Source organism: Pseudomonas sp. SLBN-26 (assembly GCF_006715895.1).
Classification (GTDB): domain Bacteria; phylum Pseudomonadota; class Gammaproteobacteria; order Pseudomonadales; family Pseudomonadaceae; genus Metapseudomonas; species Metapseudomonas otitidis.
On sequence record NZ_VFOB01000001.1, the window covers coordinates 1,373,809 to 1,384,721 of the forward strand.

Here is a 10,913-nt window from a genome sequence, read left to right on the forward strand (position 1 = left end):
GCAGGGCCTTCCCGGTGGCGTCCGGAAAATCGGCGTAGCAGACGCCTTTGGCTCTTTGCCGTCAATCACGACCCGTTGGTTTCCGTGACGCGGTTCAGCCCTTCCTCGGCTCGCCGAAGCGCCCCAGCCGGTACGCCTCCAGCCCCGCCAAGGCCTGCCCCTGGGCCAGTTGGCCGATGTACTCGGCGGTGACGGCGGCCTGGGTCAGCCCGAGGTGCTGGTGGCCGAAGGCGAGCAGGACGCGGCCCTCGCCCACCCGGTCGATGATCGGCAGCGAGTCCGGCAGCGAGGGGCGGAAGCCCATCCAGGGGCTGGCGCCCTCGGCGTCCAGCTCGTCACGGAACAGCCCCTGGCTGAGGCGGTGCAGCTGCCAGGCGCGGGGCATGTTCGCCGGCTTCTCCAGCCCGGCGAACTCCACGGTGCCGGCCAGGCGCAGGCCGCCGGCCATGGGCGTCATGATGAAGCGCCGCTCGAGGCTGGTGACGGCGAACGGCAGCCGCCCGTGCTCCCGGGGCAGCATCAGGTGGTAGCCGCGCTCGGTGTCCAGCGGCACCCGCGTGCCGGTGAGGCGTTCGGTGAGCGGCGCGGAGTGGGCGCCGCAGGCCAGCAGCACCTGGCGGGCGCGCAGGCTGCCGCCGTCCAGCCTCAGGACGACGCCCTCCGCCAGCCGGTGGCCATCGAGCACGCGCTGGCGATGGAAGGTGACGCCCAGCACCTCGGCCGCCCGCGCCAGTTCAACAACCACGCGGTGCGGGTCGATGAAGTGCCCGGTGGCCGGGAAGAACAGCCCACCGCGAATCCCCTCGCTGAGCTGGGGCGCCGCCGCGTGAACGGCCTCCGCCCCCCAGGACTCCACCGGCACGCCGTGCCCGGCCATGCGTGCCTGGAGGGCCTGCAGCGCCGCGCGGGAGGCGTCCTGCTCGTACACCAGCAGCGAACCGTCCTCGCGCAGCAGGTCGGGCCGCTCGATGGCCTGCAGCAGGCGGCGCCAGGCGCCCAGGCTGGCCTCGTTGAGGGCCCGCAGGCCGGCCACGGTGCGGGCGAAGGGCGTTGCCCGCAGGTTGAGCAACAGGCGCAGGAACCAGGGGGTGACGCGCGGCAGGTAGGTCCAGTCCAGGCGTAGCGGGCCCATGGGGTCGAGGAGCATGCCCGGCAGGCGCTTGAGGATCGACAGGTCGGCGATCGGGAACACCTGCTCGGTGGCCAGGTGCCCGGCGTTGCCGAAGGAGGCGCCCTGCCCCACGCCGTCCGGGTCGAACACCTGCACGCGCAGCCCCTGGCGCGCGAGCTGCAGGGCGCAGGCGACACCGATGACGCCGGCGCCGACCACCGCGACATCCACATTCGCTGGCTGGAGGTCGCCCATGTTCAGGCCTCCCGCTCGCCGTCGAGCAGCCGCCGCAACCCCAGGGGATTGGCCTCGCGCAGCGCCGCCGGCAGCAAGGCATCGGGGAAGCCCTGGTAGCACACCGGGCGCAGGAAGCGCTGGATGGCGGCGGTGCCCACCGAGGTGGAACGGGCATCCGAGGTGGCCGGGAACGGTCCGCCGTGGACCATGGCATCGCACACCTCCACCCCGGTCGGCCAGCCGTTGACCAGCACGCGGCCGGCCTTGCGCTCCAGGGTCGGCAGCAGCACGTGGGCGGCGTCCAGGTCGGCGTCGTCCAGGTGCAGGGTGGCGGTGAGCTGGCCCTCCAGGGCATCGAGGATGCGGGACACCTGCTCTGCGCCTTCGCATTGCACCACCAGCGCCGCCGCGCCGAAGACCTCGCCGTGCAACTGCGGGTCGGCGAGGAAGGCCTCGGCATCGGTGACGAACAGCTGCGCCTGGCAGCGGTTCGGCCCCTCCCCGGGTTCACCGCTGGCGACCCGGCGCACCTGCGGGTGGCGGGCCAGGGCCGCGACCCCGGCCGCGTAGGCCTGGTGGATGCCGGGGGTGAGCATCACCTGGGCCTTGCACGGGCGCAGCTGCTCGGCGGCGTGGGCGAGGAAGGCATCCAGCGCCGCACCGCGAGGCGCGATGAGCAGGCCCGGGTTGGTGCAGAACTGCCCGGCGCCCAGGGTCAGCGAGGCGATGAAACCCTGCGCCAGGGCCGCGCCACGGGCCTGCAAAGCGGCGGGAAACAGCAGCACCGGGTTGATCGAACTCATCTCGGCATAGACCGGGATCGGCTCCGGCCGCGCCTGGGCTGCCTGGCACAGGGCGAGGCCACCGCTGCGCGAGCCGGTGAAACCGACCGCCTTGATGCGCGGGTCCGTCACCAGGCCAAGGCCCACTTCCCGGCCGGCGCCGAACAGCAGCGAGAACACGCCTTCGGGCATGCCGCAGCGCTCGACCGCGCGGGCCACCGCCTGCCCCACCAGCTCGCTGGTACCGGGGTGGGCGCCATGGGCCTTGACCACCACCGGGCAGCCGGCAGCCAGGGCCGAGGCGGTGTCGCCGCCGGCCACGGAGAAGGCCAGGGGGAAGTTGCTGGCACCGAACACCGCCACCGGCCCCAGGGGCACCTGGCGCTGGCGCAGGTCGGGCCTGGGCAGGGGTTGGCGCTGGGGTTGCGCGCGGTCGATGCGCACGTCCAGCCACTCACCCGCGCGCAGGGTGCGGGCGAAGGTGCGCAGTTGCTGGCAGGTGCGGCCGCGCTCGCCCTGCAGGCGCGCCTGGGGCAGTCCCGTCTCGGCCATGGCGCGCTCGATCAGCGCGTCGCCCAGCGCTTCGATGGCATCGGCGATGGCGTCGAGGAAGGCCGCACGGGCGGCCGGCGTGGTGTCCCGGTACGGGTCGAAGGCGGCCCAGGCCAGGGCGCAGGTCTGTTCCACCTGCTGGCGGCTGGCGCCCGGGTAGGCGGGTTGCAGGTGTTGGCCGGTGGCCGGGTCAATGGCGTGGAGGGCGTCGCGGGCGCCGGGCACCGCTGCGCCGCCGATCAGCATCTTGCCTGTGAGGGTCATGGGGCATCCTGGATGGCGGGTGGGCCCCACCGCCCAAGGGCGGCGGGGCGGGCGGGTTCAGGCGAGGTTCTGCTCGGCGGTCCAGTTGGCGTACCACTGGCGGAACAGGCTGTACTGCTGCTCGGCGTAGCGGCGCTGGGAGTCGCTGAGGGCGTCGCTCTCGTTGAAGTGCAGGCGGTACTCGCGGTCGCCGTTGAGCACCATCAGGTACTTGTAGAACAGCACCAGGTCGCAGCCCTCGTCGAAGGACGAGAGCACGTCCAGGGCGGCGCTCAGCTCCAGGGCCTGGCGGCGTGCGCGGGCATCGCCCTGGGCGGCCTGGCGGCTCAGCGAGACCAGCAGCAGCACCTCGCGGGGCAGCACGTTGCCGATGCCGGTGATGGTGCCGGTGGCGTTGCAGTTGACGTAGCCGTGGAACACCTGGGTGTCGACGCCGGCCATGAGGATCACCTCGTCATCCCGCGAGGTGATGTGCTCGACGGCGTAGCGCATGGCGTCGGCGCCGCCGAATTCCTTGAAGCCGATCAGGTTGCGGTGCTGCCCGCGCAGTTCGAAGAACAGGTCGGCGCGGGTGGAGAAGCTGTAGTACGGGCTGTTGTAGATCACCGACGGCAGCTCCGGCGCGGCCTGCAGCACGGCAGTGAAATGCGCCTTCTGCGCCGCCGGCGAGGCCGCACGGGACAGCAGCCGCGGGATCACCATCAGCCCCTGGGCGCCGACCTTGGCGGCATGGGCGGCATGGGCCACCGCCTCGCGGGTGCTCACCGCGCCGGTGCCGACGATGGTGGGCACACCGGCCTTCACCAGGCGCGCCACGCCCTCCTGGCGCTGGGCCTCGCTGAGCAGGGGCCAGTCGCCCATTGAGCCGCAGTAGACTACGCCGCTCATGCCGGCCTGGACCAGTTCGCGGCCCTTGGCCACCAGGGCGTCGTAGTCCGGCTGGCGCGCGTCGGTGCAGGGGGTCATGAGGGCGGGGATGCAGCCACGGAAGATGTCGATATTCATGTTGTCGCTCCTTGAGCAGGGATTCAGGGTTCGGGAAAACGGGGCTCAGATGCCCCAGGCAAAGGGGTCCTGCTCGTCGATGAGCAGGGTGCTGTCGGCGGTGAGGTGGGCACGCCCGGTGATGAAGGGACGGATGCGCTCGCCCTCCCACTGGTAGTGCCCCTCGAAGCGGCTGCCGGTGATGCTGGCCTGCACCCAGCGCTGGCCGGGGGCGAGCTTGCCGTCCGCCGCCAGGCAGGCCAGCTTGGCGCTGGTGCCGGTGCCGCAGGGGGAACGGTCGTAGGCCTTGCCGGGGCACATGACGAAGTTGCGGCTGTCGGCCTCGGCGTCGGCGGCGAACAGCTCGACGTGGTCGATCAGCGCCCCGCCCTCGCCGTGGATGCCCTGGGCCTCCAGGGCCCGCAGCATCGCCCAGGTGTAGGCGGTCAGGGCCTCGACGTTGTCCAGCTCCAGGCGCTGGCCGTGGTCGCTGACCAGGAAGAACCAGTTGCCGCCCCAGGCGATGTCGCCATGGACCACGCCATGGCCGGGCACCTCCACCGGCACCTGCCGGCGGTGGCGGTAGGCCGGCACGTTGCCGAGGGTGACGCGGCCGTCCTCGTGGAGGGTGGCGCTGACGGTGCCCACCGGGGTGTCGATGCGGTGCTCGCCGGGGGCCATCAGCCCCAGGTGCCGGAGGGACGCCACCAGGCCGAGGGTGCCGTGGCCGCACATGCCGAGGTAGCCAGCGTTGTTGAAGAAGATCACCCCGCAGGTGGCGCCCGGCGTCACCGGCGGGCGGTACAGCGCGCCCACCAGCACGTCGTTGCCGCGGGGCTCCAGCAGGCAGGCGCGGCGCCAATGGTCGTGGTGCTCGCGCAGGCTGTCGCGCTGCTCGGCCAGGGTGCGGCCGGCGGGTTCGGGAAATCCGTCCATCACCAGGCGCGTGGGTTCGCCGCCCGTGTGGGAATCGATGACATGGATGCGCTTCATGGGGCGGCTCCGTCAGGTCGGGGAATGGGGGTGGTCGATCAGGCGCTGGATGTCGTCCAGCAGCGCCCGGCCGACCCAGACGCCTTCGCGTTCGCTGCGCTGGCGGGCGGCGAAACGCCGTTGCGACGGCAGCCGCGCGCCCTGGTCGATGATGGCGGCGAACAGCGCCTCGGCCCGCTGCCGGCCGGCCTCCAGCTCGCCGCCGAGAAAGCGCGCGGGGTCGAAGGCCAGCAGCAGCTCGCCATGGAGCGGCGTGGCACCGGCACCGCCGTCGAAAGCCAGGGACTCGGCGCTGGTGAGGTCGCCGATCAGCGCGCCGGCCATCAGCTCGATCATCGCCGCCAGGGCCGAGCCCTTGTGGCCGCCGAAGGTCTGCATGGCGCCTTCCAGCACGGCCCGCGCATCGGTGCTGGGCCGCCCTTCGGCATCCAGCCCCCAGCCCAGGGGAATCGGCTTGCCCTGGCGGGCGTGCAGCTCGATGTCGCCCCGGGCGATGGCGCTGGTGGCGAAGTCGAAGACGAAGGGCTCGCGCCCCTCGCGGGGCCAGGCGAAGGCCAGCGGGTTGGTGCCGAACACCCCCTGGCGGCCGCCCTCCGGCGCCACCCAGGCGTGGCTGGGGGTCATGGCCAGCCCAACCAGCCCTTCGGCGGCGATGGCCTCCACCTCCGGCCACAGCGCGGAAAAGTGGAAGCAGTTGCGGATCACCAGGGCGGCGACGCCCAGCTCGCGGGCCTGCTCCACCAGCAGTGGCAGGCCGGTCTGCAGGGCCAGCAGCGAGTAGCCCCGCTGCGCATCGACGCGGACGATGGCCGGCGCCGGGCGGCTCACAAGGGGCCGAGCGTGCGGGTCCACCTTGCCGCTGCGCAGCGAATGCACGCACACCAGCACCCGGTACAGGCCGTGGGAGTGGCATTCGTCACGCTGGCCCCGGGTGATGGTGTCGGCGATGGCGCGGGCATGGTCCTCGCCCATGCCGTTGACGGTCAGCGCACGCAGTGCCAGGGCGTGCACCTGGTCGAGGCTGAGGTTGATGAGGTCGTTCATGGCCAGACTCCTTCCGGTCATCGGGTTGCAGACAGTGGGCTAGGCGCGGCTGGGGAAGGCCGTGGCGGAAGGCGCGACGTCCGCATCGGTGCCCTCCTCGCTTTCGTCCTCGCCGCTGAGGCGGATCAGCTCGGCCGGCACGCCGGTGGTGGCGCCCCAGTGGTAGATGCCCAGGGCACAGGCGGCCACGGCGAGGGTGTCGTAGGGGTGGCCGAGCACGCCCAGGCCGCCGAAGCTGCCCAGCCAGGAGAGCAGCAGGGTCACGGCGTAGAAGCCGATCAGCCAGGCGGACGAACGCACCTGCTGGGCGATGCCCAGGTGCTCGGTGGGCACGAAGCGGCGGCACAGCAGGTAGATCACGAACATCAGGATCTGCAGGCTCAGCAGCCAGGACACGGTGCCCCAGCCGGACCAGTAGACGATCAGCGCGGCGATCACGAAGGACAGCGGCCCCATCACCGCCAGGCCCCGCACGCGGAACGGGCGCGGCATGTCCGGCGCGTTGCGGCGCAGGGCCGCCACCGTCACCGGCGCCACCGCGTAGCTCAGCACCAGGGCGGCGGATACCACATTGATCAGCGCCTCCCAGGAGGGGAACGGCAGGGTCCAGAACACCGACAGACCGAAGGTCAGCCACAGCGCCGGGCGCGGGATGCCGGAGTCTTCGTCGATGCGGGTGAATAGGCGGAAAAAGGTGCCGGTCTGCGCCCAGCCGTAGATCACCCGCGGGGTGGCGTTCATGTAGATGTTGCCGCAGCCGCTGGGCGAGACCACTGCGTCGGCCACCACCAGGTAGGCCAGCCAGCCCACCCCGAGCACCAGGGCGATGTCGCGGTACGGCAGGGCGAACTCCTTGGACATCCCGGCCCAGCCGTTGGCCAGCAGCTCGGTCGGCACCGCGCCGAGGAAGGCCACCTGCAGCAGCACGTAGATGGCGGTGGAGAGCAGCACTGAGAGGATCAGCGCGATGGGGATGGTGCGCTGCGGGTTCTTCACCTCGCTGGCCACCGAGATGATCGGCGTCAGCCCCAGGTACGCGAAGATGATGCCGCCCGCCGACACCGCCATCTCGATGCCCGACAGGCCGAACGGCGCGAAGCCCTGCACCTGGAAGTTATCGGGCTTGAAGAAAGTGAAGAGCACGCCGATGACCAGCAGCGGCACGATGAACTTGAACACGCTGACCAGGTTGTTGGCGCGGGCGAAGGTCTTCACGCTGCGGTAGTTGAGCCAGAAGAACAGGCACAGCAGGCCGAACTGCACCAGCCAGCCGATCAGCGTCGGGTCGCTGGAGCCCGCCTCGGTGAGGCCCGGGAACCAGGCCGCCGCGTACTGGCGGGAGGCGACCACCTCGATGGCCACCAGGCTGGAGAAGGCGATCAGCGTGATGAAGCCCATCAGGTAGCCCAGCAGCGGGCCGTGGGAGAACACCGGGTAGCGCACCACCCCGCCGGCACGCGGCAGCGCCGCCCCCAGCTCGCAGTAGATGATGCCCAGCAACAGCACCGCGAAGCCGCCGAGGAGCCAGGAGAAGATGCCCGCCGGGCCTGCGATGGCGGAGACGTGGCTGGCCGCGAACAGCCAGCCGGAGCCGAAGATGGCCCCCAGGCCGATGAAGGTGAGGTCCGTCAGGGACAGCTGTTTCTTGAACTTTCCAGACATGGCGTAGCCTTCTTGTGCGTTATTGGATGGGCTGGAGAGATCCCTGTGCAGCACCGGGGCCTGGCGACGAATCAGGCACGGAGACGAACCGGTGCGACGGCGCCCCGAGGTCTGCAACGGCCATAGGTTGGCCCGCCCGGGCGCCTGCGGGCTTGATGCATTTCCTCGGTTCCCATGACGAAATCGGCACAGTTGGCGGAATGGCCGGGCAAGGCTCGACAGGCTTCCTCCACCTGCGGCAACCTGCCGGCTCGCCGCGCACTGGGAGGCAGGACGATGCCGCAGAACCCGCTGGAAGGACTGTTCGCCGACGAGGGGCTGGAACGCCCCGAGAGCATGGACGCGCTGCTGGCCAGCGCACGGCTGCTGTTGCCGATGCTGGATGCGATCCCCAATGCGGCGATCTTCATCAAGGACACCCAGGCGCGTTACCTGCTGGCCAACCGCACCCTGGTCCAGCGCTGCGGCCTGAAGGCCTTGCAACCGCTGCTGGGCAAGACCAGCGCCGAGGTCTTCCCCGCCCAGCTCGGCCCCGGCTACACCGAGCAGGACCGCCGTGTGCTGGAGCAGGGCCAGGTGCTGGAGGACCAGCTGGAGCTGCACCTCTACGGCAGCCGCGAACCCGGCTGGTGCCTGACCCACAAACGCCCCCTGCACGACCGCGCCGGGCAGGTGATTGGCCTGGTGGGCATCTCGGTGGACCTGCAATCGGCCAGCGCCAGCCACCCCGCCTACGAACGCCTGGCCGCCGTGGACGAGCACATCCGCACGCACTTCCACGAGCCCATCACCCTGGAGACCCTCACCCGCATCGCCCGCCTCTCCGTCGCCCAGCTGGAGCGCCACTGCAAGCGGGTGTTCCACCTCACGCCCCGGCAGATGATCAGCAAGGCGCGCCTGGAACACGCCCACCGCCTGCTGCAGACCGACCTGCCCATCACCGACGTCGCCCTGCAATGCGGCTACACCGACCACAGCGCCTTCAGCCGCCAGTTCAAGCAGCTCACCGGCTTTACGCCACGGCAGTACCGGCAGGCGATGGGCGGAAGCTCATGAGCGCGCGGCCACCGCCTCCCCCTGCGTGGCTCTTGGTATTCGGCGTCACCACCGTGCGTATGGAACGCAAGAGCAACCTGCCGACCCTGGTCCACGAGCCGAGCGTCTTCCGCGACAAGCACTGGGAGGGGAAGCAGGTGATCAAGCGCTACGAGCGATCGACCTGGGCCCCGTGGTGCTCTACCGCGTCAAATGACGCCGCTCCCGCTACGCTGAACCGCAAAGCCCTAGAGACTGTTTCATGAAAGGGCCCCTTACCCGGCTGCTGCTGTATGCCGCGCTCGCCGCCCAGACCGTGGGGGCCGCCGAACTGCGCCTGCTCACCGACGACCACCCGCCCCTGCATTTCGAGCGCGATGGCGAGCTGGTGGGCTTCGCCGTCGACCTGCTGCACGAGATCGCCCAGGAGACCGGCGACAAGCTCCAGCTGGAGCGAGTACCGCTGCTGCGGGCCCTGCTGATCACCCGCGAAAACCCGGACGTGGCCGTCTTCACCATCCTGCGCCCCCCGGAGCGCGAGGCCGACTACCAACTGGTCGGCCCGCTGCTGGAGGTCGAGACCGCACTCTACGCCCGCGCCGACCACACCCCCGCCATCACCGGCCTGGACGAGGCGCGCCAGGTGCAGCGCATCGCCGCCCCGCGCAAATGGCTGGTCTATCGCCGCCTGCAGGAGATGGGCTTCGCCAACCTCTACGGCGTCGACACCCCCGAACAGATGATGCGCCTGCTGCGCCTGGGCCGAACCGACCTGGTGGCCGCCGATACCCTCAGCGTCGAAACCATGGCCCGCGAGGAAGGCCTCGCCCCCGAGCAACTGCGCTACGCCGCGCCGGTGATGCACCAGGGCAACTACATCGCCTTCTCCCGGCAGACCGACGCAAGCATCGTCGCCCGCTGGCAGCAGGCGCTGGAGAAGATGCGCGCGGATGGACGGCTGGTGGCGCTGGAGCGGAAGTGGCTGGGTGATGCCAGGTAGCTTTCGGCACTGGGGAAACGCCATCCAGCCTCTCGAAACCAGGCATAGGAAAATCGGACCCCGGCGCGCGCGAGCAGAGGAGCCGTTGCCTTCTTCAGTACCTGGTCGCAGAAGGCCACGCCCTCGACCCACGTCGGGGGGGGAACCAGGTTCTATGCGGCGCCGGAGGAAAACATTCCTCAGTTGCCGGAACAACGTGTCCCCATCTGCTCAGCACTCACCCAGCACAAGGTAAAGGTCGCTCTCCGACCGATAACAGCTGAAAAGATATTCAGGGCCGTCGCGCCAGAACATGAACAACAGCGCATCACTCACGGCAAGGGCGAATGGCCTTCCACGAAAACTGTCCAGAGTTTCCCGCCAGTGCCACGCAACTTCCTCGCCGCTTGGAAATCTGAAAGTGATCGACTCATCCAGCAAGCAAGGCTCAAGGTCAACGGGCCTTGACTCCAACACCTGCCACACGACCTTTCCCGCGTGACAATGAACATGCAGGAAACGTCCGCCATCCGTTTCGACCAGCAGTTCTCGCCCGTTGTAGTGATGCGCTTTCCAGAGGCTTCGATTGATGCAGCGATCGAGCACGTCCTGCCCCTGCCTGCCGGCAGTGGCGATGCTTTGTTCGATACTGTCGTAAGCCTTTAGCAGCTCGGCGTCACTCTCAACGTCTACACGCATACCACTCCTCATACTGCGACCGACTACGGCGCACCTTCACCTGAGCGCTGTCCGCTCATCTTGCACACCCTCGGCTGCAGCCTCTTGCAACAGTCGTATGGCCTCTTTCCGGTCTGCCCTGATGCCATTCGACCCGTAGAACAGATTCAACCCGTGATAGAGCTTCGCCTGCGGGTGGCCACAGGCAGCAGCCTGCTCGAATAGGATGGCTGCCCGCTGGCAATCCTGCTCAACCCGATCCCCTGTATCGAAGCACTTCGCCAAGGCAGTGATTGCGGGGACATGGCCCAGCTCAGCCGCCTCACTGAGCATCTCGAAGCTTCTGCGTTCGAACGCCTCGATACCCTCCCCGGGAGCGCTGACCGACGAATAGAGAAACAGCGCCGCGGGTACTCGCTGCGCGACGTAGGGAGCGAGGATCGAGCGTGCCACCTGCGGGTCCCCCTCCTCCAGCAATCGTTCTGCTTCTTGCATTACGGATTCGGTATCGGTGATGTCATGCATGGACTCAGTTCCTTGATGTCAGGCGAGCAATTTTCACGCTAAAAAACAGCCCGCCATCAGGCGGGCT

At 69.6% G+C, this 10,913-nt stretch carries 10 protein-coding genes; 2 read left to right on the forward strand and 8 right to left on the reverse strand.

What is annotated here, in order from left to right; all coding sequences use genetic code 11:
- Positions 1-94: 94 nt before the first annotated feature.
- The 6 genes from FBY21_RS06410 to FBY21_RS06435 are packed head-to-tail and all read right to left on the reverse strand — an operon-like array spanning position 95 to position 7,629.
- Positions 95-1,366: an NAD(P)/FAD-dependent oxidoreductase gene (locus tag FBY21_RS06410; RefSeq protein WP_142009595.1), complete on the reverse strand. Its 1,272-nt coding sequence runs from the start codon at positions 1,364-1,366 to the stop codon at positions 95-97.
- A 2-nt stretch (positions 1,367-1,368) separates the two neighbouring features.
- The gene (locus FBY21_RS06415; protein WP_142009596.1) at positions 1,369-2,946 is read right to left on the reverse strand and encodes an aldehyde dehydrogenase (NADP(+)); all 1,578 of its coding nucleotides are present in this window, start codon (positions 2,944-2,946) and stop codon (positions 1,369-1,371) included.
- Positions 2,947-3,003: 57 nt separating this feature from the next.
- Positions 3,004-3,951: a dihydrodipicolinate synthase family protein gene (locus FBY21_RS06420; protein WP_142009598.1), complete on the reverse strand. Its 948-nt coding sequence runs from the start codon at positions 3,949-3,951 to the stop codon at positions 3,004-3,006.
- A gap of 45 nt (positions 3,952-3,996) precedes the next feature.
- Positions 3,997-4,923 (reverse strand): 4-hydroxyproline epimerase, encoded by a 927-nt coding sequence (locus FBY21_RS06425; protein WP_142009600.1) that lies wholly within the window; start codon positions 4,921-4,923, stop codon positions 3,997-3,999.
- Between the two features lie 12 nt (positions 4,924-4,935).
- Positions 4,936-5,967: an Ldh family oxidoreductase gene (locus tag FBY21_RS06430; RefSeq protein ID WP_142009602.1), complete on the reverse strand. Its 1,032-nt coding sequence runs from the start codon at positions 5,965-5,967 to the stop codon at positions 4,936-4,938.
- A gap of 39 nt (positions 5,968-6,006) precedes the next feature.
- Positions 6,007-7,629, reverse strand: a complete 1,623-nt coding sequence (locus tag FBY21_RS06435) for an APC family permease (RefSeq protein ID WP_142009604.1) — start codon at positions 7,627-7,629, stop codon at positions 6,007-6,009.
- 276 nt (positions 7,630-7,905) lie between these two features.
- On the opposite strand from FBY21_RS06435, the gene FBY21_RS06440 reads away from it, so the two are divergent.
- Together FBY21_RS06440 and FBY21_RS06445 are read left to right on the forward strand one after the other, a co-directional pair.
- Positions 7,906-8,685: an AraC family transcriptional regulator gene (locus tag FBY21_RS06440; RefSeq protein ID WP_142009607.1), complete on the forward strand. Its 780-nt coding sequence runs from the start codon at positions 7,906-7,908 to the stop codon at positions 8,683-8,685.
- Between the two features lie 241 nt (positions 8,686-8,926).
- Entirely contained in the window at positions 8,927-9,664 is a 738-nt protein-coding gene (locus tag FBY21_RS06445; protein WP_142009608.1) for a substrate-binding periplasmic protein, read from the forward strand.
- Between the two features lie 210 nt (positions 9,665-9,874).
- Here the strand turns inward: FBY21_RS06445 and FBY21_RS06450 are convergent, their stop codons facing one another.
- Both FBY21_RS06450 and FBY21_RS06455 read right to left on the reverse strand, forming a co-directional pair.
- On the reverse strand, positions 9,875-10,342 hold the full coding sequence (locus tag FBY21_RS06450; RefSeq protein WP_142009611.1) for a hypothetical protein: 468 nt from the start codon (positions 10,340-10,342) through the stop codon (positions 9,875-9,877).
- A 36-nt stretch (positions 10,343-10,378) separates the two neighbouring features.
- The gene (locus FBY21_RS06455) at positions 10,379-10,846 is read right to left on the reverse strand and encodes a tetratricopeptide repeat protein (RefSeq protein WP_142016297.1); all 468 of its coding nucleotides are present in this window, start codon (positions 10,844-10,846) and stop codon (positions 10,379-10,381) included.
- Positions 10,847-10,913 lie beyond the last annotated feature (67 nt).

Coding starts and splice junctions, on each gene's coding strand:
- FBY21_RS06410 (WP_142009595.1), bottom strand. CDS start 1,366: ATGGGCGACCTCCAGCCAGCGAATGTGGATGTCGCGGTGGTCGGCGCC.
- FBY21_RS06415 (WP_142009596.1), bottom strand. CDS start 2,946: ATGACCCTCACAGGCAAGATGCTGATCGGCGGCGCAGCGGTGCCCGGC.
- FBY21_RS06420 (WP_142009598.1), bottom strand. CDS start 3,951: ATGAATATCGACATCTTCCGTGGCTGCATCCCCGCCCTCATGACCCCC.
- FBY21_RS06425 (WP_142009600.1), bottom strand. CDS start 4,923: ATGAAGCGCATCCATGTCATCGATTCCCACACGGGCGGCGAACCCACG.
- FBY21_RS06430 (WP_142009602.1), bottom strand. CDS start 5,967: ATGAACGACCTCATCAACCTCAGCCTCGACCAGGTGCACGCCCTGGCA.
- FBY21_RS06435 (WP_142009604.1), bottom strand. CDS start 7,629: ATGTCTGGAAAGTTCAAGAAACAGCTGTCCCTGACGGACCTCACCTTC.
- FBY21_RS06440 (WP_142009607.1), top strand. CDS start 7,906: ATGCCGCAGAACCCGCTGGAAGGACTGTTCGCCGACGAGGGGCTGGAA.
- FBY21_RS06445 (WP_142009608.1), top strand. CDS start 8,927: ATGAAAGGGCCCCTTACCCGGCTGCTGCTGTATGCCGCGCTCGCCGCC.
- FBY21_RS06450 (WP_142009611.1), bottom strand. CDS start 10,342: ATGCGTGTAGACGTTGAGAGTGACGCCGAGCTGCTAAAGGCTTACGAC.
- FBY21_RS06455 (WP_142016297.1), bottom strand. CDS start 10,846: ATGCATGACATCACCGATACCGAATCCGTAATGCAAGAAGCAGAACGA.